This is a genomic window from Streptomyces sp. NTD107 (assembly GCF_059510435.1).
In genome coordinates this window covers 1-22,906 of the sequence record NZ_JCAJZV010000022.1, presented here as the reverse complement: position 1 = coordinate 22,906, position 22,906 = coordinate 1, and the positions used below count along the sequence as shown (strand labels likewise).

At 70.6% G+C, this 22,906-nt stretch carries 31 protein-coding genes; 2 read left to right on the top strand and 29 right to left on the bottom strand.

The annotated features are described in order from the left end of the window. Positions 1–4: 4 nt before the first annotated feature. The 6 genes from AC5WRL_RS27295 to AC5WRL_RS27270 all read right to left on the bottom strand — a co-directional run bounded on the left by AC5WRL_RS27295 (position 5) and on the right by AC5WRL_RS27270 (position 4,618). Positions 5–1,984 carry a phage tail tape measure protein gene (locus AC5WRL_RS27295; protein ID WP_496091349.1) on the bottom strand — a complete coding sequence of 660 codons (1,980 nt, stop codon included), beginning with the start codon at positions 1,982–1,984 and terminating at the stop codon, positions 5–7. 165 nt (positions 1,985–2,149) lie between these two features. After that, positions 2,150–2,557: a hypothetical protein gene (locus AC5WRL_RS27290; RefSeq protein ID WP_496091348.1), complete on the bottom strand. Its 408-nt coding sequence runs from the start codon at positions 2,555–2,557 to the stop codon at positions 2,150–2,152. Between the two features lie 16 nt (positions 2,558–2,573). Then, positions 2,574–3,080 (bottom strand): hypothetical protein, encoded by a 507-nt coding sequence (locus tag AC5WRL_RS27285; protein WP_496091347.1) that lies wholly within the window; start codon positions 3,078–3,080, stop codon positions 2,574–2,576. Next, the gene (locus AC5WRL_RS27280; RefSeq protein ID WP_496091346.1) at positions 3,080–3,481 is read right to left on the bottom strand and encodes a phage tail protein; all 402 of its coding nucleotides are present in this window, start codon (positions 3,479–3,481) and stop codon (positions 3,080–3,082) included. The genes AC5WRL_RS27285 and AC5WRL_RS27280 overlap by 1 nt, the downstream gene beginning before the upstream one ends. Before the next feature lie 31 nt (positions 3,482–3,512). Beyond that, the gene (locus AC5WRL_RS27275; protein ID WP_496091345.1) at positions 3,513–4,238 is read right to left on the bottom strand and encodes a hypothetical protein; all 726 of its coding nucleotides are present in this window, start codon (positions 4,236–4,238) and stop codon (positions 3,513–3,515) included. 2 nt (positions 4,239–4,240) lie between these two features. Then, on the bottom strand, positions 4,241–4,618 hold the full coding sequence (locus AC5WRL_RS27270; protein WP_496091344.1) for a hypothetical protein: 378 nt from the start codon (positions 4,616–4,618) through the stop codon (positions 4,241–4,243). Between the two features lie 231 nt (positions 4,619–4,849). Here AC5WRL_RS27270 and AC5WRL_RS27265 point away from each other — a divergent pair, with 231 nt between their 5' ends. Beyond that, entirely contained in the window at positions 4,850–5,554 is a 705-nt protein-coding gene (locus tag AC5WRL_RS27265; RefSeq protein ID WP_496091343.1) for a hypothetical protein, read from the top strand. Here the strand turns inward: AC5WRL_RS27265 and AC5WRL_RS27260 are convergent. The 23 genes from AC5WRL_RS27260 to AC5WRL_RS27150 form a co-directional block, all read right to left on the bottom strand. After that, positions 5,551–6,129, bottom strand: a complete 579-nt coding sequence (locus tag AC5WRL_RS27260; RefSeq protein WP_496091342.1) for a phage gp6-like head-tail connector protein — start codon at positions 6,127–6,129, stop codon at positions 5,551–5,553. The genes AC5WRL_RS27265 and AC5WRL_RS27260 overlap by 4 nt on opposite strands. Next, positions 6,126–6,380 carry a hypothetical protein gene (locus AC5WRL_RS27255; RefSeq protein WP_496091341.1) on the bottom strand — a complete coding sequence of 85 codons (255 nt, stop codon included), beginning with the start codon at positions 6,378–6,380 and terminating at the stop codon, positions 6,126–6,128. Before AC5WRL_RS27255 ends, AC5WRL_RS27260 begins: the two co-directional genes overlap by 4 nt. An 11-nt stretch (positions 6,381–6,391) precedes the next feature. Further along, positions 6,392–7,603 (bottom strand): phage major capsid protein, encoded by a 1,212-nt coding sequence (locus AC5WRL_RS27250; protein ID WP_496091340.1) that lies wholly within the window; start codon positions 7,601–7,603, stop codon positions 6,392–6,394. A gap of 81 nt (positions 7,604–7,684) precedes the next feature. After that, on the bottom strand, positions 7,685–8,356 hold the full coding sequence (locus AC5WRL_RS27245; RefSeq protein WP_496091339.1) for an HK97 family phage prohead protease: 672 nt from the start codon (positions 8,354–8,356) through the stop codon (positions 7,685–7,687). After that, on the bottom strand, positions 8,353–9,594 hold the full coding sequence (locus tag AC5WRL_RS27240) for a phage portal protein (RefSeq protein WP_496091338.1): 1,242 nt from the start codon (positions 9,592–9,594) through the stop codon (positions 8,353–8,355). The genes AC5WRL_RS27245 and AC5WRL_RS27240 overlap by 4 nt, the downstream gene beginning before the upstream one ends. 12 nt (positions 9,595–9,606) lie before the next feature. Further along, entirely contained in the window at positions 9,607–11,103 is a 1,497-nt protein-coding gene (locus AC5WRL_RS27235) for a terminase large subunit domain-containing protein (RefSeq protein ID WP_496091337.1), read from the bottom strand. Next, complete coding sequence (locus AC5WRL_RS27230) at positions 11,051–11,296, bottom strand: hypothetical protein (protein WP_496091336.1); 246 nt, start codon at positions 11,294–11,296, stop codon at positions 11,051–11,053. Before AC5WRL_RS27230 ends, AC5WRL_RS27235 begins: the two co-directional genes overlap by 53 nt. A gap of 509 nt (positions 11,297–11,805) precedes the next feature. Then, positions 11,806–12,273, bottom strand: coding sequence for a hypothetical protein (locus tag AC5WRL_RS27225; protein ID WP_496091335.1), 468 nt, complete (start codon positions 12,271–12,273; stop codon positions 11,806–11,808). 233 nt (positions 12,274–12,506) lie between these two features. Beyond that, positions 12,507–12,758, bottom strand: coding sequence for a MerR family transcriptional regulator (locus AC5WRL_RS27220; protein ID WP_496091334.1), 252 nt, complete (start codon positions 12,756–12,758; stop codon positions 12,507–12,509). Between the two features lie 1,233 nt (positions 12,759–13,991). Continuing rightward, positions 13,992–14,723, bottom strand: a complete 732-nt coding sequence (locus tag AC5WRL_RS27215; RefSeq protein ID WP_496091333.1) for a hypothetical protein — start codon at positions 14,721–14,723, stop codon at positions 13,992–13,994. A 302-nt stretch (positions 14,724–15,025) separates the two neighbouring features. Then, positions 15,026–15,415, bottom strand: coding sequence for a hypothetical protein (locus AC5WRL_RS27210; RefSeq protein WP_496091332.1), 390 nt, complete (start codon positions 15,413–15,415; stop codon positions 15,026–15,028). After that, positions 15,412–15,681 carry a hypothetical protein gene (locus tag AC5WRL_RS27205; protein ID WP_496091331.1) on the bottom strand — a complete coding sequence of 90 codons (270 nt, stop codon included), beginning with the start codon at positions 15,679–15,681 and terminating at the stop codon, positions 15,412–15,414. Before AC5WRL_RS27205 ends, AC5WRL_RS27210 begins: the two co-directional genes overlap by 4 nt. Beyond that, positions 15,678–16,088 carry a hypothetical protein gene (locus AC5WRL_RS27200; protein WP_496091330.1) on the bottom strand — a complete coding sequence of 137 codons (411 nt, stop codon included), beginning with the start codon at positions 16,086–16,088 and terminating at the stop codon, positions 15,678–15,680. The genes AC5WRL_RS27205 and AC5WRL_RS27200 overlap by 4 nt, the downstream gene beginning before the upstream one ends. After that, on the bottom strand, positions 16,085–16,327 hold the full coding sequence (locus AC5WRL_RS27195; RefSeq protein ID WP_496091329.1) for a hypothetical protein: 243 nt from the start codon (positions 16,325–16,327) through the stop codon (positions 16,085–16,087). Before AC5WRL_RS27195 ends, AC5WRL_RS27200 begins: the two co-directional genes overlap by 4 nt. Positions 16,328–16,346: 19 nt before the next feature. Next, the gene (locus AC5WRL_RS27190; protein WP_496091328.1) at positions 16,347–17,813 is read right to left on the bottom strand and encodes a hypothetical protein; all 1,467 of its coding nucleotides are present in this window, start codon (positions 17,811–17,813) and stop codon (positions 16,347–16,349) included. 15 nt (positions 17,814–17,828) lie between these two features. Next, positions 17,829–18,485 carry a hypothetical protein gene (locus tag AC5WRL_RS27185; protein ID WP_496091327.1) on the bottom strand — a complete coding sequence of 219 codons (657 nt, stop codon included), beginning with the start codon at positions 18,483–18,485 and terminating at the stop codon, positions 17,829–17,831. Continuing rightward, complete coding sequence (locus tag AC5WRL_RS27180; RefSeq protein WP_496091326.1) at positions 18,485–18,874, bottom strand: hypothetical protein; 390 nt, start codon at positions 18,872–18,874, stop codon at positions 18,485–18,487. Before AC5WRL_RS27180 ends, AC5WRL_RS27185 begins: the two co-directional genes overlap by 1 nt. Before the next feature lie 164 nt (positions 18,875–19,038). After that, positions 19,039–19,203, bottom strand: coding sequence for a hypothetical protein (locus tag AC5WRL_RS27175; RefSeq protein WP_496091325.1), 165 nt, complete (start codon positions 19,201–19,203; stop codon positions 19,039–19,041). Next, positions 19,200–19,805 carry a hypothetical protein gene (locus AC5WRL_RS27170; RefSeq protein WP_496091324.1) on the bottom strand — a complete coding sequence of 202 codons (606 nt, stop codon included), beginning with the start codon at positions 19,803–19,805 and terminating at the stop codon, positions 19,200–19,202. The genes AC5WRL_RS27175 and AC5WRL_RS27170 overlap by 4 nt, the downstream gene beginning before the upstream one ends. After that, positions 19,805–20,737, bottom strand: a complete 933-nt coding sequence (locus AC5WRL_RS27165) for a hypothetical protein (RefSeq protein WP_496091323.1) — start codon at positions 20,735–20,737, stop codon at positions 19,805–19,807. Before AC5WRL_RS27165 ends, AC5WRL_RS27170 begins: the two co-directional genes overlap by 1 nt. Beyond that, positions 20,734–21,303 (bottom strand): hypothetical protein, encoded by a 570-nt coding sequence (locus tag AC5WRL_RS27160; RefSeq protein WP_496091322.1) that lies wholly within the window; start codon positions 21,301–21,303, stop codon positions 20,734–20,736. Before AC5WRL_RS27160 ends, AC5WRL_RS27165 begins: the two co-directional genes overlap by 4 nt. A 94-nt stretch (positions 21,304–21,397) precedes the next feature. Further along, the gene (locus AC5WRL_RS27155; RefSeq protein WP_496091321.1) at positions 21,398–21,646 is read right to left on the bottom strand and encodes a hypothetical protein; all 249 of its coding nucleotides are present in this window, start codon (positions 21,644–21,646) and stop codon (positions 21,398–21,400) included. Beyond that, the gene (locus tag AC5WRL_RS27150) at positions 21,643–21,849 is read right to left on the bottom strand and encodes a helix-turn-helix domain-containing protein (protein WP_496091320.1); all 207 of its coding nucleotides are present in this window, start codon (positions 21,847–21,849) and stop codon (positions 21,643–21,645) included. Before AC5WRL_RS27150 ends, AC5WRL_RS27155 begins: the two co-directional genes overlap by 4 nt. A 214-nt stretch (positions 21,850–22,063) precedes the next feature. Between AC5WRL_RS27150 and AC5WRL_RS27145 the strand changes: the two genes are divergently transcribed. Continuing rightward, positions 22,064–22,600 (top strand): helix-turn-helix domain-containing protein, encoded by a 537-nt coding sequence (locus AC5WRL_RS27145; protein WP_496091319.1) that lies wholly within the window; start codon positions 22,064–22,066, stop codon positions 22,598–22,600. Positions 22,601–22,906 lie beyond the last annotated feature (306 nt).

Genomic DNA, 22,906 nt, shown 5'->3' with positions numbered 1-22,906 from the left:
CTTCCTATGTGCGGCCGAACGCGACCTGGACGTCGCCACGGCCGTCCACGCGGACCATGCGGCGGATCCGGCGGCGAAGCTCTTCGTCCCCGCCGGTGATGTCGATCTGGAGCCGTACCGTCCCGCCGCCCGTGCCGGCGCGCGAGAGTGGAGTCACCTGCGCGCCCTGAGAGAGGTGCACCAGCTCGGGCCCGGCTTCACCGACCACCGCCATGCCGGCCTGCTCGATCACCCCGCCCTTCGCCAGGTAGGGGATGTTCGGCGTGGAGATCGTCGCGCCGCCGAACACCGTCACCCCCGCGACCTTCACCGAGGGGATCGTGAACGACAGGTTGTTCCACTTCTCGATGATCCAGTTGATCGCGTCCTTGAACCCGACCTTGAACGGGTCGCCGATCCGGCTGCCGATCCCGGACAGCCACTCCGTGACCTTGCCCGGCAGCTCCTTCAGCTCCTGGATCTTGTCCTGCACCCAGTTGATGCCGTCGCGCACCTTGTCCTTCACCCAGCGCATCGCCGTCCCCGGGGCGGCCTTGATCTTTTCGAAGTGTTTGATGAACAGGCCCGGTCCGGTCCAGTTCATGAACAGGTCTGTCAGGAACTGGAAGCCGCGCCTCAGCAGGTTCCACAGCCAGTCCCAGGCGGCGCCGATCGCGTCCATCGCCGCCCGCCAACCGTCCTGGAACCAGGTGGTTTTCGTTGCGATGAGCACGATGGCGGCGATCAGCGCCATGATCCCGATCACGATCCAGGTCATGGGGTTGGCGAGCAGCGCGGCGTTGTACGCCCACTGGGCGACCGTCGCCAGGGTGACCGCCATCGTCCAAGCCGTCTTCGCGGCCGCTGCCACCACCATGGCGCCCTTGATGGCCAGGATGACCGCGGCCAGACCTCCGAGGGTGATCGCGAGCGGCTTCACCACGCCCTGGTTGTCCATCGCGAACCGCGCGAACTGTCCGCCGACGTCGGTCAGCTCCGTCATCACGGAGCGTTTGAACTTCTCCAGGGCGCGGGAGGGGTCGGACTCCAGGGTGGCGGCCATCTGGTCCACCGTGCCCTCGAAGTCCTTCATCTCCGTGCCGGCAAAACCGCCGGCCTCGGCCAGGCCCTGGAGCGCGGCCTGGGCGTCCTCGCCCGGCCCGCCCATGAGGGAAGTCACCAGCGCGGTGCGCTCGGTCTGGTCGGCCACATCCGACAGGGCGAACGCGATCTCGTCGAACGCCTGCGTTCCCTTGCCGGTGTTGACCATCTCCTGGATGTCCGCGACGTTCAGGCCCAGCTCTTCCAGGGGCTCCGCTACGGCCTCTGTCTCGGACAGCCGCAGCGTCAGCTCCTTGACGGTGTCGCCCAGCCGGTCCAGCTGGAAGGTCGGGGACTCCGCGGCGGCGGCCAGCAGGCCCATCATCTGCGGGCCGGTCGCGCCCAGCTGGCTGAAGAACTGCCCGTACTCGGTGATCAGGCTCGGGATCTCGGCGGACAGGGCGGGCGGGAGCTTCGCGCCGGCGGCCGCCAGCAGATCCATCGCTTCCGTCCCGGTGTCCGCCAGGCCGTTCTTGAGCATGTTCCCGGCCGCCATGGACGCTTCGGTGACGTCGTACTCCAGCGTCTCCGACAGGGCCATGGCCTTGACCGTGAGGACGTCCAGCCCTTCCTCGGCCAGGGCCGTGTCGCCCATCGTGAGGTAGACGTTCCGGATCGCGGCGTTCACCTCAGCCGCAGAATCGCCCCACACCTCCTTGTAAATCCCGGCGGACACCTTGGACATCTCGGCGGCCTCGGCCGGGCCCAGCTCCAACTGGGCCGCGAGCTTCGCGTTCGCCGCGCCGACGTCCAGGGACTCCACCAGGCCCACGCCGATCGCGCCGGCGATCGCAGCGCCGATGCCGGCCGCCGCGACGCCGATCTTGTCCTTGATCTGCCCGATGGTCCGGCTGGCCTTGTCCTTGGCAACGATGTTGAAGATGAGCGAGGTGTCGCTGGCCAAGGGGCACCCCCTTCCAGCTCTACCGCTTCAGCTTCTCTGCGGCCTCGTTCTGCTGCTGCTCGTAGGCGTCCAGCCAGTCCAGGAGGTGATCGGCCTCTTCGACGGTGAGCAGGGCCCACTCCCACGGCCTCACGCCCAGGAGGTGGGCCGCGTTGCCGAGATGCCTCAGTCGGCGATCGGCAGACTCGCTTTTCCCTCGTCGGCCTCGTCAAAGGCATCGGCGATCTCCTCATCGAAGTGCGCGAGGGTGGCCGCCCGCTGCGCGGCCGGCACGGTGGCCTCTGCGCTCTCCCGCATCTTGATCAGCTCGCCCTTGCTGTACTCCAGGCGCAGCTCATCCCATGCGAAGTCCACGTCGTCGAAGGGGAGGCGGGGATGCTGGCGCCGCAGGAACAACCACAGCAACGCCCGGCGGCACAGGGAGTTGCCCTCCAGCACCTCCTTGGTGAAGGTGGCGAAGTTCATGCCGGTCCGGCGCTCCAGCTCCTCCCGATCGACGGCCCGGAGCTTCTTCGGGAGGTACGTGAAGCGGGTGGGCTCTTCCTGGCCCTCGGGGTGGTACACCAGATACACGGCGGTTGCTCCTATCTCATCGGCCCGCGATCCGCCGGGCCATCGCTTCCATGGCGGCGAGGACCGCCTGTTGGTACTGCCGTTCGCGGCCTTGTAGGGCGCGGTCGAACCAGAGCGTGCGGCCGCGCTGGGTGACCCACGTGGAGCTGCCGAACACGCGGCGGCGCCACCCCTTGGCGGACTGGGTGCGTTTCGGCGCGTTGGCGAAGCCGCGCACGCCGCGCGTCTTGCGGGCCTTGATCCGGGCGCCGGACCAGCGGCCGCCCAGCTTGACCTCGGGCCGGATCTTCTTTGCGATCTCGGCCCGGAGTCCGGGGGAGGTGGGCATGGTGCCGGCGGAGGGCATCGCCATGATGCCGCTCTTGGCGAGCGCGGCCGCCGGCTTCAGCTCCTCGCGGAGGTTCTTCGCCAGTTCGCGCCGTAGGGCCTTGCCGTCTTCCTCCGCGCGGAGGCGGCGGCCCAGAGCGTCCAGGCCCTCCGGCATCGCCGACAGGTCGAACGGGGCCCCGCTGTTGTCGGCCATCAGGCGACGGCGCGGGTCACCGCGCCCGACGTCGGCCAGGACTGCGAAGCGGTCGCCTCGTCACCAACGCTCCCGGTGATGGGCTGCCACCCCTTGATCAGCACGCTGCCGCTGTACGAGGGATTCTCGGCGGACACCGGGCCCTCATCCGCGCGGACGGTGAACGGGATGACCTTGCCAAGCAGCGGCCACAGGGTGGCGTCCAGCTCGCCGGGCGCGAAGTCCTGGAGGAAGTCGACGCTCAGCTCTCCGGATTTGAGGCCGCCCAGCAGTTCCTTCCAGCCCTGGCTCCGGAAAGTCGTGACGTCCTTCTCCTCCACCTCCACGCTGATCTCGGCCTTCTTGGTGTGCTTGCTCAGGTCCTGGCCGTCGATGGAGAGGTAGGCGGCGAGGAGCACCATTGCGGGCATCGTGGGTCCCTTCGGGGAGTGGCTACTGGACGGCCAGCGCCAGGACGAACAGGAATGACCCGGAGCCGTCTACGGTCCAGGTGGGGCGGGCCCAGGGCCCGGCGGTGGGCGCGGTGACGGACACCATCTGCCCGCCCGGGCCGGCCACGGGGTCGAAGACCAGCGAGGTGTCCGGCTCGGTCCACCCGTCCTCGACGGTGGCGGTCTCCACCGTGACGGCGAGGGTGCCGGTGCCGGAGGCGGACAGGACGTGGAGGGCGGCTACCAGGCGGCCGCGCTGGGGCACGGTGCCGATCTCGATCGGCTCGCCGGCGCCCGTGCCGCTGCGCGCGATGCCGGGCGGGTGGGCGATCGCTCCCCGTACGACGGGGCCGGACGTCGCGGCCTCCGCCGACCAGGGCGCGATCTCGCCTACCGTCGCCCCGAGTTTGTAGGAGGTGCGCAGGGCGACGGTGGAGTAGGCGAGGGCGCCCACGGTGGCCTCTTCCGGGCACACCGTCCACGGGCCGCGCCCTCCGAGCTGGGCCCAGGTGGCATCGTCCACGGCGGCCGGATCGCCGGCGGACCAGTGGCCCTCCGCGCTGACCGTGCCGGAGGTGATGCTGCCCAGCAGTTCCTTGAAGCCCTGCGAGCGGAAGTGCGTGGCGTCCTTCTCCTCGACCTCCGCGCTCAGCTCCACCTTGTTGGCGGCGCCGGACAGGTCCACGCCGGCGGCGAAGATTCGGCTGTCCGTGAGGATCAGCTTCACGGCTACCCCTCCCCTATGACCTTGATGACCAGTTCCGCGCCGACGTACTGGACGCCGGCGTGTTCGTACCAGCGGTATCCCTGGACGCGCATGACGTGCAGATCGTGGGCGAGGCCGCCCAGGGCGTACTCGCCGGGCCCGCCCCGGGCCCGCTCGATCGCCGCCTTCAGCGAGGCCGGGCCGGAGCCGGACAACAGGGCGTCCAGGATCCGCTGGCCGGCCCTGTCGTCCTGACGGCCGACCAGCACGCGACAGGTGAACTCCAGCTCGTCCAGGGCGCGGCCCATCGCCTTGTCGTACTCCTGGGTGTACTCACCCACGAAGAAATGCGGTTCGGTGATCGCGTCCGGCACGTAGCCGGTGGCGGTCAGCCGCCGCACGCCAGAAGGAAGTTGGACAGCAGAGGCCGCCGTTGCAAGCGCCTCACGCACGTCAGATATTCGCACTATTGTTCCCCAATTGCCCGCGCAGCTATTTTCTGATCTTTTGGCGCCTGATGTCGCTACAATCGGCCAGGGTGCCAAGGGGCGCGGGAGACTTCAGCCCCATCAGCCCCAGGGGACGCAACTTTGCACGTTCGAAAATCAGCTACCAGCTGAAAAGGTGAAACAATGGAAGAGCTTGACCTAGGGGCCATTGGGCCTGCCCAAAGTGACAATTTATTTCACTTCACCGGCCGAAATGGAGGCCATGCTGATAGTGTGCCCGAGAGAATACTGAGAATGACACCCGAGCGGCGCCTGGATCGAATTCTTGAAAATGGAGAATTCTTGGCGTTCGAACAGTTCAGATCAGGTCTCGCGTGCGCCTGTTTTTCGGAAAGCACACCGGCGCACCTCGCATACCTGATCGGCACTAGGCGGTTCTCTCCATGGGGCCTAGTGTTTGATCGCGCTGCTGTCCTCAAGGCTGGAGGCGGCACGGTGGCTTACGTGCCAGAGAAAGTGCAGGCACAGTTCATTTCGAAGCGCCTCAGCCACTGGGCAGTGCGAACGGGCAACGGTTCGACTTGGATGCATGAACGCGAGTGGCGCCTCCCGGTAAAAAATCCTTCCGATACTGGATTTCGGCTCAGTGGCGCCCGCGCAATTCTGATCGGGCGCCCGGACTGGCGACCCACTTCTGTGAAAATTGACTCCTGGGTAGACCGCTCGACGGGCGAGCCGATTCCCGAACCTGGCGATAATCCCCATGCAGAACAATTGACCGATCTCCCCGATTTGTGGAAGAAGTCGGAAATCTGGGTGTGGGACAAGACTCGGGAGAAAGTAGAGAAACACCCAGCCGGCACGCTCCATAAGTTGTCGCTCAACTAGGCTATGCCGGGGAGCATGTAGGGCTCCAGCAGGGTCCACACGTCCGGGTCACGCCTGCTGAGGCGGACCACGCCCCACTCCGCGGAGCCGGCGATCCCCTCCGGCGAGTCCTTGCGCCGGTACAGCCGCGCGGCCTGGATCCGGGTGGCCTGGGCGATGTCGGCGGGAACCTGCGGCCAACCCCACCGGGTGGTGACCCGGATCCGGGTGGCGCCCGGCCACCGCCCGGCGAGGGAGGTGACCGGGCGGCCCCGGGAGAGCGCGGACAGGGGCCACAGCTCCACGTCCAGGTCCTCCCAGGGCCCGCCGCTGTGGCCGGTGGCGACGGCCACCACCTGGTCGCCGATGTCGTCCACCAGCATCCGCTCGATGCCGTCGCCCACCACCAGCCGGCCGAAGGTCGTGAAGATCCGGGCCGCCGGGTCCTGGTCCAGCCAGAACCGGCGGCCGCACGCGGCCTCGATGCCGGCCTCCGCAGCCGCCAGCGCGGAGGACAGCGCGGCATCGCGGCTGGTGTCGGACTCCTCTATGCCCAGGTCCGCGCGCAGCTCGGCGACGGTGGCGTAGCGGCTCACGATCCGGTACGGGCGCGGCGGGCGGGCCGCTTCTCCGCGCGGTCCGGCGCCGTCGCCTGCTCGGGCTCGCCGGCCTGCTCCTCCGGCGTCTCCGTCGTCTCCGGCGTCTCCCCCTTGGGGTCCGGCTCGGGCTCGGGCTCGGCGGCGCCGACCGCGACCAGGGCGGCGGCCTCGGCCTCCGGCAGGTCGATCGTGCCGCCCTTCGCCGGCCATAGCTGGCCGTTGCGGGTGCCGCTGATGCTGACCTTCATCCGTACCCGCATCACTCGCCCCCGCCCACGAACGCCTTGATCGCGCCGGTCTGGTCCACGGTCATGGCGTCCGCCCGAAGCAGCGCGCGGAACGTCGTCAGGTCCCGGTTGAACGCGTACTCGTCCGACCGTTCGAAGCGCAGGGCGCCGGCCATCCGCACCCAGTACGCCGCGAAGTCCCCGAAGAGAACGCTCTTCGCGCCGGCGGCGGCCGCTGGAACGAACGGATCGGAGTGGACGGCCTTGCCCAGGATGGTGTCCGGGGCGCCGACCGTGATGGAGGGCTGCCACAGATACTGGCCGTTGCCGTCCTTCAGCTTTCGGATCGCCGCGACGCTGCTGTCGGCGAGGAGCCAGCCGCAGGACGAAGCCGCCCGGTAGGGGGCGATGACGCTGTAGAACAGGTCGATCAGCTCATCCGCGGTCGGCGCCGCGCCCGCGCCGGTCACGCCGGCGGTGGCCGTGGTCGCCACGCCCAGAGGCTGGTTCGTCCCCGTACCGGTGATCAGGTGCGCGCCCAGAGCCAGCCCGAGCGACCGCCCCGCCGTGCGCGCCAGGTAGCCCTCGATATCCACGCCCGTGTCGGACAGCAACTCGGTCGTGATGCTCAGCAGCCGGCCGTACTTGTAGGCGCCCAGGGTCCGCTTGCCGAACGCGGCATCGTCCTCGGGGATGGTGCCGGCCTCCGCGACCAGGGCGGCGTTGCCGTGGTCGGTGGTGATGGGCACCTCCAGCGTCTCGCCGGAGGCGGTGTTGAGCACGGTGGGCCCGGCGGTCATGACGCCGGACACCTCCACCAGGTGCTCCACCAGGCGGCCGTAGAAGGAGGTGGGCACGGTGTTGCCGCCGGCCGTCGCGGTGCCCTTGTTCTGCGCGCGGGCCTCCGCCCCGGGCGGCGGGGACACCTCCACACTGCGGATCTCGCCGGCGGCCAGGCGCCGGAACTGCGTGCCCAGGCCCTCCGGCTCCGGGGCCTGGCGCTCAGCCGGGCGCCCCAGCAGCGCGTCGAACGCCTCGTCCGCGGCCGCGCGCCGCTGCTCGGCCTCGTGCAGCTCGGTCGCCCGCGCGTCGATCGCGTCGATGTCGGCGTTCAGCGCGTCCCACCGCTGGCTCTCCTCGGCGGATAGGTCGCGCTTCTCGCCCTCGGCGGTGTCCAGCAGCGCCTTCGCCTCGCTCCACAGGCTGGCGCGGCGCTCCTTGAGCCGGGTGATGTGCGTGTTCATGTGCCCTCCAGGGCGCGTCAAGGCGCCGGCCGGTGGCCGGTGCCGGGTTGTTCGGGGTGGGGAGGTGGGGTGCGCCCTGCCTCACATGTCGCGGCGCTGCATCAAGTCGGCGCGCCGCCGCCGTAGTGCGATGAGCGGGTGGGGGTCGCCCTGCCCGCTCGGGATGGTGGTCTTGGGGCCCAGGAAGCGGGCCAGTTCGCCGGCGGCCGCAGCCGCGCGGACCTCTGCCGGGTCGGCGTCTGCCTTCGCCGCGAGGGACCGCAGCGAGGTGTCGGTGTCGGGGTAGGCCGGGGTGTTGACCGGGGCGACGTCCACCAGGCGGCCGACGAGCAGCGTCCGCAGGGGGAACCCTTCGTCGGTCAGGTCCCAGTCGTCCTCGAAGGTGTAGAAGGCGAAGCTGGAGCGGCGGACGTCGCCGCGCTGGACCAGCTCCAGGACGTCCTCCCGGGAGTGCGGCACGTCCACCTGGTAGTCCAGGCCGGTGCCGTCCACGGCGAGGCGCAGCGTCCCCGCCTCCGTCGTGCCCAGCAGCCGGTTGTCGTCGTGGTTGTATCGGGCCAGGACCTCCGGCCAGCCGTCCCCCGCGCTCTTGGCGAAGAACCCGGGGTCGATGCGCTCCACGAAGCCGCCCAGGTTCCGCGACAGCCGGTTGAACTTCGCGGCGTACCCGCCGATCGTGCGCTTCGCGGCGCCGTCGCCGGCGTCGCGGATCTCCACCAGGCCGGCCGTGAACCGTCGCTCCGATGTGCTCATGAGCCCTGCCCTTCCTGCTGCTTCTCCTGCTGCTGCTCCGGCGGGGCGCCGGGGATGAGGTTCGGGGTGTCGCCCCACGGCACCGGCGGCAGGTCCTCGATGGCGCGGATCTCGTTGACGGTGCGCCACTGCTTGTCCAGGGCGGCGCCGTGTGCCTGGTACCGGGTCAGGGTGTCGGAGCGGATGAGCGCGTCCCGGTTGAAGCGCACGAACTCGTTGCCGGGCATCAGACTCGACAGGACGGACTCCAGCCGCACCAGCCACGGCCCCAGCGTGAACGTGACGAAGTCGATCGCGGCCTGTTCGACGTTCGCGTAGGTCATGGAGCCGCCCGACTCCCCGCCCACTTTCTCCGGCGGCACTCCGAAGATCGCCGAAATCTGCGTCGCGTTGAGCCGCATGGTCTCGATGAACTGGCTCTCTTCCGGGTTGACCTGGAGGGCGGCGAACTCCCAGTCGGCCCCGTACACCAGCGGCTTGCCTGCGCGCATTCGGGCCATCAGCCGGTCCGAGATTTCGTCGGCCTGGTCCGGGGCGATGGTCTTCTGGCTGTTCTTCATGGTGGCGGGCGGGGTGCCGCCGCCCTCGAACCATCGCGCGCCGTACTCGGTGGCGGCCAGGCCCACGCCGATGGTGCGGGCGAACGCCTGCACCGGCGACAGCCCGACCACCCGGCCGGGCATCACGATCCAGGGCACGTGCACGACATCGGCGGCCGGGACTGTGCGGCCCTGCCAGTAGTAGACGGGGGCGGTTGGCCGCTGCTCGTCCACCCACACGTCGTCCGGGGACAGCCACTCGATCGCCACGGGGTAGCCCAGCTCGTCCCGCTGGGTGACCAGCCCGTAGGCGTTCCCCCGCAGCGCGAGGGACACGACGGCCTTGTGGAGCCACTGGAACAGGTCATCCTGGGCGGCCGGCGCCCACAGCAGGGCGGGTACGTAGGACACCGGTTCGCGCTGGGCGCCGTTCCGCCGGTACAGCTGCACCGGCAGCGACGCGACGGAGTCCGAGAGGATCCGCACGCACGCCCACACGGCCACCAGGCCCATCGCCCGGTCGCCGCCGGCGTCGATCTGCGGACCGCCCGATGCCCAGGGCAGGCTGGTGATCGCGCGCTTCGCGGCGCCGCCGAGCCAGCGCGCCGGCGCCGTCAGCCAGGACAGCACCCGCCGGGCACGGCTCACCGGTGGCGGCTCACCCGCGTACCAGGTGCCGTCAGGTCCCTGAACAGGCACGGCCACACCCCCTCACAGGACCGAGTCCATGACGTCGTACTCCGCGACCAGATGGGCGCGGGTCTCCCACACCCAGCGGGCGTGCGTGACCGACACCAGCGGCGAGATGTCCACCGTGGACAGCCGCCGGGCCCAGGCCCACGCGTCGCCCAGCGGGCGGGTCTTCGCCCCGCGCAGGGCGGTCTCCAGGACGTCCTGGCCGATGTGCCGGAGCGTGCCCTGGGTCACGGCGTCCGCCAACTGGCCGCAGCCGGCCGCCACATCCTGCGCGGTCGGGATCGCCAACTGACCCAGCTGCGGGTGCTCAGCATCGTCGGGCGGGACCAGGCCGCGCTTGCGCAGGTCCGTCAGCAGGGAGCCGGCCGGGCCCTTGACGTCCAGGCCGATGCCCACCGGCCGGTGCCGGGCGGCGAGCTGCACCAGGCGCTCCACCACCCAGTCCGTGCCCGGCCGGTGCTCGATCACCTCCGCGTGACCCAGGCCGTCCGCGCGCAGCCCGTACACGGAGATCGCCGCATGAGACCGGGACGGGGTGATATCCAGCGCCATCGCCACCGCCCCGGACCGCCGGGACTCCTCGTCCGCCAGGGCGGCCCACTGGTCCAGGTCCACCACGCCGGGCCCCTCGGTCGCACGCGGCAGCCACACCCCCAGCCGCTCCGGCAGGAAGCGTTCGCCCAGGCCGCTGGGCTTGGCTTCGCCCTCTACGAAGTCGTCAGAAATCCTGATGCCGAGCGAGGGGTTCGCCGCGTACCAGAGGTCGCGATCGGTCAGGCCGTGGCGGACATCGGACGGCTCGGTGGGATCGAGGTCCTGTCCCCAGTCGAAGTGCGCCAGCCTCGGCACGTTGCCGGCCTCGCCGTCCGCGCGCAGTCCGTAGCACCAGGCGGCCGGGTCCTCCGGTGGCGTGCCGAAGTACCAGACCTGGGGGTCGGGTTGCGCGCTGAGAGTCGGGAGCATCGCGGCCATCTGCTGGGCGGTGGCCTCTTGCGCTTCGTCGATGATGTTCTTGTTGCCCGAGAAGCCGCGGCCGCTCCCTCGGGACCGGGCGATGAACCGCAGCCGGCCGCCGCCGGCCTGCCGGGTGAGTTCGATGCCCTGCTCGCCGTTGGCCTCGCGGATCCGGAGCACGCGCTTCTCCAGGTCCGGGGTGGACTGGATCAGCTCCTTCAGCCGGATGAAGGCTTCCTGCGCCGTCTTGAATTCGTGCGCGGAGTGGAGGATCAGCCGCTCGCGGGTGAGGAACAGCCAGCCGAGGGACAGTGCCTCGATGATGGCGCCCTTCCCGTTCTGGCGTGGCACCCACACGCTGCACTTCATCGCTGCGCACGATCCGTCCGGCCGCTCGCCCAGGCCGTGCGTCAACACGTACTGCTGCCACGGGTCCAGGTGGAGGCCGGCGGATGCAGCGAGGTCGATGAACTCCGGCGCCGCGCTACTGCTGGCCGACGGGAAGTTAGCTACCCGCGGCTTCTGCGCGCCGCGCCTCACGGCGAGCTGCGAGGTCATCAAGGGGGCTCACCTCCTTGCCGCCGGGCAGGGACTCCAGCTCGGCCACGGTCGCCCGCAGCTCCTTCGCCAGAGCGGCGACGTCGCGGCCCTCGGCCGCCAGCAGTTCCTCGGCAAGCCGATCCCGGACCGCTTCCAGCAACTGGCGCCGGTCGCCCGACCCAGCAGCGTCCACCACGTCCGCCACCAGCACACACCACCCTCCGTGACCACGCGCCGGGCCCGTGGAACGGGCGGGGAGAGAAACGGAAGAGTGGGCGCGGGGTCAGCCAGCGGGCCGCTCCAAAAAATTCAGCGACGGCGCGGGGCAACGGGGAGTCACCAGGGCTCGGACGTCCGCAACGTCTTGGTGATCGGTCCGGCTCCGCGCTCCGTGTTGCACCGTCGTCCACACGTGGCACATGGCGACGTCGCTCCATGCGCCGGCCGGAGGGCGTGGGGATCGGCGGGGTCTTGATCAGGGTCCACGCTGATCGGGATCAGATGATCAGCGTCCGTCGCGCCTGGGTGCCCGCACAGGTGGCAGGTGTCCCCGTAGACAGCGAACATCTGCTCGCGTGCTCTGCGTGCCGGTCGGCCGGTTCGGTGTCGCGCTCTGTGGCTGGCCACGTCCACCTCCAGCCCGGGGGCATGAGAAACCCCCGGGGCGTTGAGCACCCCCGGGGGTTGTTGAACCCCGGGGATGTTCACCCGGGGCGGCGATCAGTAGGTGGGGCAGATGTGTTCGTGCACGATGTCCACGATCTGCTCGGCCACGTCCGGCCCGAAGCCCTCCGGGTTGCTGGGCGAGCTGAACCGGATCTCGGCCTGGGCCAGCTGGTGCTCGCGGTCATCGGGGTAGCTGCCGATGGTCTGGCACTGGCTGCGGCCCCGGTCGATCACCTTCTCCGGTTTGCCGTGGACGATGTCCGGGTCGATCGCCTCCAGCGCTGCGACGTACGCCGCGGCGGTGGCCTCGTCCGGTTCCGGCGGGATACCGGCCCGCTCCTGGGCTTCCTCGCGCTGCTCCTCCGTCAGTTCCTGCTCGGCGGCCGTCGGCTTCTTCTCCTCGTCTCCGCCGACGATCGCGCCGATGACGGCCACCACCAGGACCACCCCCAGCACGGACCAGAGGATGATGGCCAGCTTCTTCAACCCCGGGCGCGCCGGGCCGTTCGGTGTCTTGGGCATGGACACAGCCTGTCGGGTCAGTGGGCAGCGTGTGGGTAATGTGACGGAGTCGTGACCCTCACCGCCCGGTTGGCATGCCGGCACAGCCGCAGATGCGGGTGGCCGGGCAGCTCGCCGCCTGTTGGACGAGCGGTGTAGCCGCAGCAACAGACCAGGGTGCACCAGCCGGTGGTGGCACCCCTTGATGGGCTCGCCGGCGTCCACTTCGCGTGTGGCGGTGATGGTGTGCTGGCTCAGGCTGCCTCTCGGGTGGTCTCGGGCAGGCCGACCAGGCGCAGCGCGCGGCCGCGGGTGGCCTTCTCGGCGCGGGCGAGTGCGGCCTGGCTGTAGAGGGGGTGGCCGTGGTGGTCCAGGCCGGTGGGTTTCAGGTGGCCGCGGCGCTTCCACTGGCGGATGGTGTCGGGCGTGACGCTGGGGGCGCGACCACCGGATATCGAGTGGCGCCAGGAGCCAACCAGAGCGGCCGCCTCGGTGGTGGTGAACATGGGTCCTCAGCGTTCTGGAACAAGTACGGCCCCGCCGGTATGGCAGGGCCGCGGGCATGCGTTTGGTGTTGGCGTCAGTGTGACGCCAGGCCACGATCTTGGCAAGCCGCCCCCCCCTCCATTTTGCTGCTCGGCGGCCGGAGCTAGGTGATTCCCGACGGTCGATGACGTTGATTTGGCCCGACTACTGCAAGTTCCTACTCGTAGACACCTGCGCTACACTCCGCGCCCCGTCGTCCAGAAGCGTCGGGCTGGGAGATTTGATCACCAGGGCAGTTGGCTTTGACCTGGCAGTCTTCCAGCCGTCCTTCCAAATCTTGTTTCATGGCGCAATGCACGATACTTTCATTTTCTATTTGTCATAAGTTGCCATGCGGCGAAGTCATCGAGGGCCTGAATAAGATTCCGACGCTTAATTGACACAGTCCGCCTGAAGAAATTCCACAAGGGCATCCTGGAAAGGTGACGGAAGAACTGATCCATTTTGTTTGTGCGAATCGAGTGATTTTTCCACCTCGATGAGGGATTACTTTGCTGCTGGATGGCTGGCCAGCTGGGCGCCCAACCGTGCACCCAGCCTTACCCCATGGGGTAAGGCTGGGTGCACGGTTTCCTCGTGTGGGAAGTCCGGCGACCAGCAGTGATGCCAGAAGGCGCGCCGGTGGAACACAAGAAGTGCCAGCGGAGATCGGCCGATGGCTGTCAGCGTCCTTGACTTAAGTCAGCGGCCCCTAGGGCCGAGCGGGGCCACTCAACTAGTTGTCTTGGAAGACAGGACGTCTTGTGCAAGGTTGAGGCCGGGTCAGCCAAGGTATTCCGGAATACCTGTCAGCCAGTCAGGCACCGATTGTGAATGGCAGTTGGTGACGCTGTATGGTCATCCCGACACGCAGAGAGCGGGCCAGCGGCCCGCTCTCTGGCCCGGCCTGGCATCCGTGGAAAGATTCTTCAGGTCGGGTGGTGTCAGCTTGTTAGCAACCTGACAGGGAGACATGATGTCACACCTCCCGCCGGGTCGTCGTCGTGATGGCGGTTACCTGGCTGCACTCTGCACTATCTCCATCCGGAGGCCGTCACGTCGTCGTGCGGTGTTGATGACGACCGCCGTGGCAGCGGCGCCCGTCGGCGGCCTCTACGCACTCGGCGTCGCGGCTGTTCTTGCTCTGCCATCCGTAGATCTGGAGTTCCGCACGTTCGGCGTATGGCACTTGTAGGACTAGGTCGCTGGGGCCCTCACCTTGGTGGGGGCCCCTCCCGCGTTTCCGGGTGTTCACGACTTTCCCAGCTCGCCACCACCATCGAGAGCGCAGTCCGATGGAGTGGCGGTAGTACGGAGGCGGCGTGCTGCTTGTATTCCTCGTCGCTGTACAGCCGCGTGCAGACGGTGCATTCGATCCAGTCGGCCCAGTCCTCCGCGACCAGGCCGAACGCCCCGCAGATACACGGCGTGGGGAGCGGTATGCGGCGGGGTTGGGTGCGGGTGATGGCGCGGCAGCGGTGCACGACGTCGCGCAGCTCGGCGGTGAACGCGGGCCACCATTCCCGGTGGGCGGCGTAGTCCAGGTGGGTATCCAGCCAGTTGGCGAGTTCGGGTACGGGGACGCGGTGGTGGGGGCGGTCCAGGCCGCGTTCGGCGGCGATGGCGTCCGCCCAGGACGCGAGAACGCCGGCGATCGGTTCGCGGCCGTCCTGGTCGCCGGGGTGGCCGGGTCGGATGGTGCCGGGGGCGGCGGGGCCGGTGAAGCTCAGGACGTCTTCTCGGGCCGGTGGCCGCGAGCCGCCGTGGGTGTGGCGGGGGATGGGGCCGGGGGCGGGCCGGTCGCGGTGGAGGCTCGCGGCGAGCAGGGGCTGGTGACGGGGGATTTCGGCGAGCCAGCTGCGGGTTCGGCGGGTGCAGGGCCAGCAGGCGGCGCGGCTGGCCTCGCTCGGCTGGAAGGTGCGGGGGCAGGTGGTGCAGGTCGCCATGGTGCGCTCCTCGTGCTGTTTGCGGTGGGGCCGCCGGGCTGGACGGCGGCCCCACCGGGTGAGGCGTGGGGGAGGGCTGTAGCAGCCCAGCGGGGGCGGGGCCGTCGGGGATTCACTGCGGGGGTCGTCGTTGTCCTGGTCCTGCGCGGGGAGGACTGCGCGGTTGCGGGCGGTGATGGCCCGGGCCGTGTCGTCGTCTTCGGCGTCGATGGCGTCCAGTTCGGCGCGGCGTCGGCTGTCGGTGCCGGATGGTAGACGCGCGCCTGCCTTTGCGTGGGGGCGATCGCAGGCGCACGAGGGGGTTAGGCGGGGGGTGGGGTGGTGTGGCTGGCCAACTGGTGCGCGAGCCAGCTGCCGGCGACTTGGTCTATGACGGCGGGGTGCCAGCCGCGGCGCTGCATGCGGTTGCGGATTCCGTCGGCGGCGGTGAGCGCCGGGTCTATGTGCTGGACCTGGTGCTGGAGGTAGGCGAGGTGGTGGTGGGTGGTGGTGGGGCCGTCCTCGCCGACCGGCGCGGGGCCGGGCGGGCCGGGGGTGAGGCTGTTCACGGCGGCGCGGACGATGCCGAGGCTGGCAGCGGTCCACTCGTTGAGCTCCAGGGCGACGACGTCCAGGACCGCGTTCTGCACGGCGAGCTGTTGCCGGGTGGCGGCCAGCTCGCCCCGCAGCCGGGCGACTTCGGGCGTGCTCACTGGGTACCGCCTCTCAGCTCGGTGATGGTGGCGGGCAGGGAGGGCCAGTCGGGGGCGTTGGCGGCGTCCTGGGCGGCGATGAGGTAGCGGGCGAGGCGAGCACCATGCTCGGTGGCCTCCACCAGGTCCTGATGGAGCAGCGCCTGCCGGTCCAAGGCACGCAGGGCGCGGCACGTCTCGCCCAGGGCTTCCGTCACGGTGACCAGCTGGGCGCGGACGGCCTCCAGGGCGGTGGCGGTGTCCTGCTGTTCGATCGGGGTGGTCATGCTGCTCCGTTCAGGTGTTCGATTTCACTTTTCGGTCCGGTTCCGAGGGCTGCGGTGAGGGTGGCGCGGCGGGCGGCCTGCTGCTGCGGGGTGTCCGGCGCGGGGGCTGGGCGGGGGCCGCCCCAGGTGCCGGTGGGCAGTGCCTCCAGCAGCTCCAGGGCGGACGGGTCGGCGGGCGGGGGCAGGGGGCGCGGCGGGGCCGGGGTGGTGGGCCGGGCGCAGGTGGGGCACAGGTCCAGCAGGGCGTCGGCGCGGCGGCGGCGGGTGCGCCAGCCGTCCGCGCGCCGTGCGCGGCGTATCTGGGATGGCGTGGCCTGGTGGGGCAGGGACGTGGTGGCGGCCTCGGGGCAGCGAAGGTCACCGGGTGGGCCGTCGCACGCGATCTCGATCTGGAGGCGGGCGGTCATCGCCGCGCTCCCTGGCGGGCGGGGCAGCTGGCGAAGTGCGGCATGTGCAGCCGCTCCGACCCTTCGAGGGTGGGGCGTTCGCTGGAGACGACGCGGGCGCGGAGTCGGCCGGCGACGTCGCGGTGAACGGCGACGTTGCCGGTGCTGTCGGGCAGGGCGTTCAGGGGCATGCGCTGCTGGCGGGGTGTGACGGCCCAGATGATCGGGGCGGCGCACGCGCGGCACTGGGGGGTGAGCACGGGATATCGGGTCCTCTCGTCAGGTGTTGGTGGTGAGTGGGCGCCGGTGGCGGCCGCGGGGGGTTGTCGGTGTTCGGCACCGGGCGCACTCGGTGCGGCCGGGTACGGCGGCGATCTGCACTCCGCACGCGCAGTACCGCAGCCGGATGTCCGCGGCGGGGCGTGGCGGAGGGGGTTGGGCGGCCGCCGGCGGAGCGGCGGATGCGAGGTGCGGCCGCGGCAACGGCGGCGGGGGCGCGGGCGGGGCAGCCACGGCGGCGCGAGCGGCGGCCCGCAGGTCCGCGCACACCCCGCACGGCTCCCAGGTGTTCCAGAGGCGCCCCTCCTCGCAGGCGGCCAACTGGCAGCCCCAGGAGTTGATGGCGGCACCGAGGAGCCAGCGGCCCGGGTCGCGGATCTCCTCGGCGGCCAGGGCGCGGTGCCGTTCGATCCGCTGACGCATCCGCTCGATCGCGGCCCCGGGCTCCATGTGGGCGCCGAACTCGTCCAGCTGGCGGCCGATGTCGCGGGCGGCGCGGCGCAGCGGCCACGCGGCGATCCCGGGCAGCAGGTCCCGTACCGGCTCCAGCACCTGCCAGACCCGGGGCGAGATTTGCAGCCCGGGGCCGGTGTACGTCGCCAACGCCGCGGGGCCGGGTACGGGTGCCGGGTGGTGGGGTCTGGCACGGAGCGCGGCGGGGTTTTCCACAGCCTCTCGCGCTACTACCGGGTCTCGCCTACGGCGGGATGATGATCCGGCCTCCGATGAAGGGGCCGCTGCGCGGGCCCGTCCGTCAGTAACGTGGTCTTCCGCTTTCGCGAGGGATCCGTCACCCAGCTCCGGACCGGATCCGTCGTGGAGTTCGGGGGCGGTGGTGTCCTCGGGGGTGGGGAGGACGGGCTGGAGGGGATGGGGGTGGACGGTGTAGAGGTGGCGGCCCTGGTGTCCGGCGCGGGGGTGGATGGTGATCCAACCCAAGGCGGCCAGCCGGCGCCGGAGGGTGGCGATGTGGCGGGGCGTCACCGCGCAAAGCTGGGCCAGCTCGGTGTCGGTGATGGGTATCCGGCGGGCGGTGGCGTATGTGATCGCGGCGTACAGCAGCAGCTCGCGGGGCGCCAGGCAGCCCGCGGCCGCCACCGGCAGCCAGACGAACAGTTCGCCGGCGGACAGCGGGCGCGGGCAGCGCCAGGCGCTCTCGCCGATGCCGCCCGGCTTCGTTCGGCGAACGGTGGCCACCTCGATGACCCCCTCCGGGCACGGGGTGGTGAGCTGTCGCAGTGCGCGCTCGGTGCCGCTCTTCGACATGCCCAGCCACCCGGCGAGCGTGTCCACCTTCGCTGTGCACCGCTCCGGGCGCCGGGCCAGCGAGGTCACCTTGATGTACAGCGCCAGTGCGGCGCCGTCGTAGTGGCCGGTGGATATGAGGCGCCAGGGCACGCAGACGCGGCCGCGCCGGACCGCTGCGGCAGCGGGTGCTGCGGCAGTGTCCGGCGCGGCCGTCATCATCAGGGCGTTCCTCGATCAGCGGGGGGTGTAGGGGACGTACTGGAGGCCGATCACCCTGGCGGGCACGGGGTACGGGTACTCGCCGAACTGCCACGCCTCCCGGTAGGTCTCGGCGAGCATTCCGACCGCCATACGGATTCCGGCGTCAGCGGCGCGCCCGGCGGCGGCGAGGGCGGCCAGATCGTGGGCGAAGTCGTCGTCAACCGTCAGCACCAGCAGGGAGCCGGCGACGGGCGGGCCGTCGGACCGCGTGAATACCGCGGCCCTGGGCGGCATCGGTGTCGCATTGGCCGGGGTACCGGGGGCGGTGCCGGTGGTGCTGCCCGGCACGGTGTCGCGCGACGGCATGCCGGGCGTCGCTTCCGGCGTCTCGTGTACTTCGCCGCCGGTGCCCGGCGGCGTGTCCGGCGGCGCGGTGTCGCGCGACGTCTCCTGCGGTGTCTCATCGTCGTGTCGCATCGGGGTATCGGTCTCCTGCGGTGTCTCATCCGGCTGTGCCAGATCGCGGCGGATGGTGTCCTTGCCGACGCCGAGCTGGTCGGCGATGGCGCGCAGGCTCGCGCCACCGGCGCGCAGGGCGTGGGCGAGGGCGGCGCGTTCGGTCCGGGACTTCGGCGGCGGCGCGGGGGCGGGTACGGCGCGCAGCCGGCGGCGGGTGTTATTCCCCTTCATCAGAACGGCGGTTCCTGGGAGTAGCCGACCGTCCAGGGGTCCGTGTCCGGGTGTCGGCGGCGCAGCGCGCGGGGCAGCCGCGGGAGGGGCAGCAGGGTTCGGCGGCGGTTGGGGTCCCAGCAGGGGCACACCACGTCGTTGGTGCCGCCGTACTCGCCGTAGTCCTCGGGCCAGCCGCCGGATCCTCCGCACAGGGAGCAGCCGGGCCGGGGGGTGTCGGTCAGTACCAGGGCGCGGCGGCGGTGGTCGTCGGCCCGGCCGATCAGCAGGCGCAGCCGGGCCTGGGTGCAGCTGCACACGCCGGTGGAGCCGTACAGGCTCCAGGTGCCGGTGCCCTGGCAGTCGGGACAGCCGGAGACATCCGGCGTGTTCAGTCGGGTGTCGCGCATCGCGACCTCCTCAACGTTCGGATGGAAGAAGAAGATGGCGGCCGCCGCAACCGGGGAATGGGGGCTGCGTCCAGGTCAGCGGCGGCGGGTGATCAGGGCGGCGGCCACCAGGGCGAGCGCGAGTGCGCTGCACACCGTGGCGGCCACCGCCAGCTGATCCGGGGTCACTTCGGCGGCCGGTCCTGTCGCAGGGATTCCAGCCACGCCCGGTGCGCGTCGGCGTCCAGGTCGGGCTGCCGGCCCCGCAGCGACCCGGCGACGATGAACGCGGCACCGGCGGCGGTGATGAGGACCAGGAGCGCGAGGGAGGCCCAGCCGAGCGCGCTCACCTCGCGTCCGCCTCATCGAGCCGAGCGGCGGCCCACTTCGCGGCGGCCCGCAACGATCGCAGGCCCTCGACGCGGTGCCGCATGCGGCGGGTGCCGTACGGCCCGTTCGGGTCCGGCACGGCGACCGCCCACCACACGGTGCCGCCGCGCGGCCCGAACGCCTGGCCGATCAGGCCGGCCACGTCCGCCTCCGCCACCCGCTCCACCCGCGTACGGGTGACCAGGTACTCGTGCGGCTCGGCACCCGCCCGGTACAGGAGCGGGGGCCCCGGCCACAGCACCAGACCGGCGATGCGGCGCGGGGTCTGCCCGTACCCCAGGCGGGAGGTGGTCGTGTCGTCCTGCGTGTGCTCTTCGCCCCGGATGACGTGGGCACGGCCGCAGGCCCGGCACACCACCCGCACCGTCACCCGGTCGAACCGGGGCCCGTGCTGGCAGTCGGAGTTCGGGCACCGGTGCTCCGGCGGCCCGTCCGCATGCTGACGCGACCAGGGCACATCCCGCTCCGTACGAACATCCACCTCCCAACGCGGCGCCGCGCACCCGAAGAAGTGCGTCAGCGCATTCCAGGGGAGGTACGCCTCCTCGGCGAGGGCGGCCATCAGACCTCACTCCCCGGCGCGGGCGAGGGCCACTGGATACGGACGTACGGACGGGGACCGCCGTGGAAGGTGGTGTCCACGTGGACGTCGATGTCCTCGAACGCCTCGGCGGAGTCGGGGATCGTCGCGCGCACCAGCCGCATCCGGCCCGCCAGTTCGCACCCGGAGGCGGCCCAGCCGCCGAGCTGCATCAGCGACCGGCCCGGGGCGTACGTCGGTACAGCCAGCCGCACCAGATCCCAGCCCTCCAGCGTCACCGTCGCGTCGCCGCCGTCCTCGCCGGCGAGGACCACGCGGACCGCCGGCGGGTGCTCCGCCGTCACCTGCGCGCCGTCCGTACGGGCGATCTCGTCACCGTCCTCGCCCATCACGGCCATGGCGCAGCGCGGCGAGCACACCCACCGCGCGGGGCCCTCGGCGCCGGCGACCTCCACCCGGATCCAGCCGGTCAACAACGGGTCGGAGCCATCAAGGTCGGCCGACGTGCCGCAGAGAGGCGTCGGGCAGACCTCGGCGCAACGGCTGCACAGGTCAGCCATCACCGAATTCGGCACCCAGGAGCAGCCGCCCGGGCAGGCGGCATCCTCCGTACAGCCGCACACCACGCACGCCGCATCGCCCTCACCGGGCGGGGTGACGCCGAGCAGGAGCAGGCCCAGCCGCCGCCGGTCCTCCGGCAGCACCGTGACGGCCACGTTGATACCGTCCGCCGAGCCGGGGATCAGAGTCCGCCCGCCGTCCTGGTCCGGCGGACTGACGACCGAGCCCGACCAGGTGCCGCCCACCGGCGCCCCCTGGAGCAGCGGCCGCAGCGCGGTCTCCAGCACCGTGCCGACCGTGCGCGGGCCTATGAATCCGGCCTGCCGCTGCTCCACTGCCCGCAGCGCAGCCGCAAGACCGGCCGCCGCCGTCAACGCCTTCTTCTTCGTCACCGGGCACCCCCGGCATACACCGAACCCGGGACCAGGACCGCACCCGGAACCAGCCGGGCGAAGTCGCCATCGGCGTCGTCCAGCTGGTGGCGCTGCTCGGCGAACGCCGCCAGCACCTCCTCCACCGGCGCGGACACCTCCGCCGGCGCCCCCGGCACGATCGCGTACAGCGCGCTGCACGACTCCGAGTCGTATCCCGTGCGATACCAGGCCGTACCGTCCGCCGACGTGATGACCTCCGGTTGGCCGTCATCCGCCGCCGGACCCTGCGCCCACGCCAGCCACCGCACACCCCGGTGCACGCCCTTGGCGGTGCACTCCAGGATGGCCTTGCCCGTGGCGCCGCTCACCCGGGGCGTCATGCGGGTCGGCGCGCCGAGCGCCGCTGCCAACTGCCGGACGCCATCCGCACCGCCGAAGTGCACCCGCACCTCGGCGTGCGCCGTGGCCTCCACCGCGTACGGGGCGATCGGGGACAGCGACGACAAGTCCTCGGCCGCCGCGAACGCTCGCATCAGCTGATCGCGGGAACCGTCGGGGGGTCTGTTCTGGGAAGATGTGGACACGGTCCACCTCTCTTTCGACTTGGTTGGGGTGGTGGATCGGGGGCTGCTCCTGGACCGGCCAGTACGGGAGCAGCCCCACGTCTTCGGGTGCGGGTCAGACGGCCGTGCGGCGCCCGCGCTTGGCCGGGTGGACTTCACCGGCCCGTGAGATGGCGCGGATGTGCTCCTCCGTGAAGCGCAGGATTCGGCCGCCCAGGTACGTGCACTTGACCGCGCGGGCGGCGGCCTGACCAGCGAGCCATCGTTTCGAAACGCCCAAAATGTCGGCGGCCTCCTGGACGGAGTAGTGCTGGAGTTCGTCCGACTCCCGCGGCCGCTTCTGCGAACTGGTCGCTTCGGTCACGGCTGCTCCTCTCGATTGATCGCGGCGACCGGCACCTTCAGCGCACGCGCCAGGCGGCGAAGCGTCTGCTCCCCTGCTCCGGCCTGGCCCCGTTCGAGGCGTGAGAGATGGGACGGGGCGCAGTCAGCCAGTTGGGCGACGCGTCGAATGCTCATATTTCGAGCCCCACGAAGCGCTTTTATAGCGGTGCCGTTCGGTGTCACGGCTCAAGATATAGCGCTGCATGGCGATGCACGCAACCCCCATGTGCATTATTTCGATGCATCACAGGGGCGACCTGGCGCGCTCCCGCGATGTGACATGTGGTGATGATGTGGCTACATGCAACACCTGCGCGTCAAAAATGCTCCCCATGCGCTGGTCATGAGCCCCTGTAGCGCTCGCTACGTTGCATGGCGTGCGGCATCATGTACGTCCATGGGATACGACTGGGCACGACTGGGTGCACGCCTGCGTACGGCCCGGAACGGCCTCGGATTGACGCAGGAGGAGCTGGGCGAGCGCATCGGCGTGAAGCGCAACACCCTGCGTCTGATCGAGAACGGGGGAGTCTCGCGCGTCACGGCGACCATCCGGGCATACGCCCGGGAGGTGGGATGGGCCGATGGGTCGGTTGAGGCCGCGCTTGCCGGCGGCGAGCCGACCCCGTTGGAAGCGCCGGTCGGCGAGCGCCCTGGAGGCGACGGAAACCGCGCCGCGATGGAGATTGCCGCCGCCCTGGTGGAGCGCCTGCCGCAGCGGGTCCTCCAGGAGTTGCTGGATGGTGAGGTCGTGGACAGCGACGTCATGGACCTGAGGAGCGACGGGGGTGCTGCCGTCATGACCCTTGTGGTGGAACGCGGGGCGGGTGAAGCGGCGACTCCGGAGCAGGTGCGGGCAGATCTGCGCGAATGGGCCCAGGCTCAGCGTGAGATTCGGCGAATTCTGATGGGCCGTCAAAACTCAAATGAGTAAGCGACTTGCGGATTTAATCTCGACTCCTATACCAAACCTCCCCAATTCTATGATCTGATTTCACGCACCCCAGGGGGCGGCGAACTCCAGGTAGGGGGCTTGTATGCGAGTCCGCGTCGTGCTTGTGCCATCCATTCCTCATGGCGGCCGGGTGTACATCGACGGTGGTGATCTCGCGGAAGGAGGAGACGAAGTAGTTGTGTGGGTGGCGGAAAGCCTCCTCGGCGCCGAAGAGGCGCTTGAGGTGGAGCGACGGCTGAACCGCTGGCTGGATCAGCTGGTCCCTGCTGCCGCGGCCTTGCCCGT

Coding starts and splice junctions, on each gene's coding strand:
- AC5WRL_RS27200 (WP_496091330.1), bottom strand. CDS start 16,088: ATGACCGCCCGCCTCCAGATCGAGATCGCGTGCGACGGCCCACCCGGT.
- AC5WRL_RS27235 (WP_496091337.1), bottom strand. CDS start 11,103: ATGACCTCGCAGCTCGCCGTGAGGCGCGGCGCGCAGAAGCCGCGGGTA.
- AC5WRL_RS27185 (WP_496091327.1), bottom strand. CDS start 18,485: ATGAAGGGGAATAACACCCGCCGCCGGCTGCGCGCCGTACCCGCCCCC.
- AC5WRL_RS27280 (WP_496091346.1), bottom strand. CDS start 3,481: ATGGTGCTCCTCGCCGCCTACCTCTCCATCGACGGCCAGGACCTGAGC.
- AC5WRL_RS27180 (WP_496091326.1), bottom strand. CDS start 18,874: ATGCGCGACACCCGACTGAACACGCCGGATGTCTCCGGCTGTCCCGAC.
- AC5WRL_RS27215 (WP_496091333.1), bottom strand. CDS start 14,723: ATGGCGACCTGCACCACCTGCCCCCGCACCTTCCAGCCGAGCGAGGCC.
- AC5WRL_RS27170 (WP_496091324.1), bottom strand. CDS start 19,805: ATGGCCGCCCTCGCCGAGGAGGCGTACCTCCCCTGGAATGCGCTGACG.
- AC5WRL_RS27220 (WP_496091334.1), bottom strand. CDS start 12,758: ATGTTCACCACCACCGAGGCGGCCGCTCTGGTTGGCTCCTGGCGCCAC.
- AC5WRL_RS27245 (WP_496091339.1), bottom strand. CDS start 8,356: ATGAGCACATCGGAGCGACGGTTCACGGCCGGCCTGGTGGAGATCCGC.
- AC5WRL_RS27190 (WP_496091328.1), bottom strand. CDS start 17,813: ATGATGACGGCCGCGCCGGACACTGCCGCAGCACCCGCTGCCGCAGCG.
- AC5WRL_RS27205 (WP_496091331.1), bottom strand. CDS start 15,681: ATGACCACCCCGATCGAACAGCAGGACACCGCCACCGCCCTGGAGGCC.
- AC5WRL_RS27145 (WP_496091319.1), top strand. CDS start 22,064: ATGGGATACGACTGGGCACGACTGGGTGCACGCCTGCGTACGGCCCGG.
- AC5WRL_RS27250 (WP_496091340.1), bottom strand. CDS start 7,603: ATGAACACGCACATCACCCGGCTCAAGGAGCGCCGCGCCAGCCTGTGG.
- AC5WRL_RS27225 (WP_496091335.1), bottom strand. CDS start 12,273: ATGCCCAAGACACCGAACGGCCCGGCGCGCCCGGGGTTGAAGAAGCTG.
- AC5WRL_RS27285 (WP_496091347.1), bottom strand. CDS start 3,080: ATGGCCGACAACAGCGGGGCCCCGTTCGACCTGTCGGCGATGCCGGAG.
- AC5WRL_RS27255 (WP_496091341.1), bottom strand. CDS start 6,380: ATGAAGGTCAGCATCAGCGGCACCCGCAACGGCCAGCTATGGCCGGCG.
- AC5WRL_RS27265 (WP_496091343.1), top strand. CDS start 4,850: ATGGAAGAGCTTGACCTAGGGGCCATTGGGCCTGCCCAAAGTGACAAT.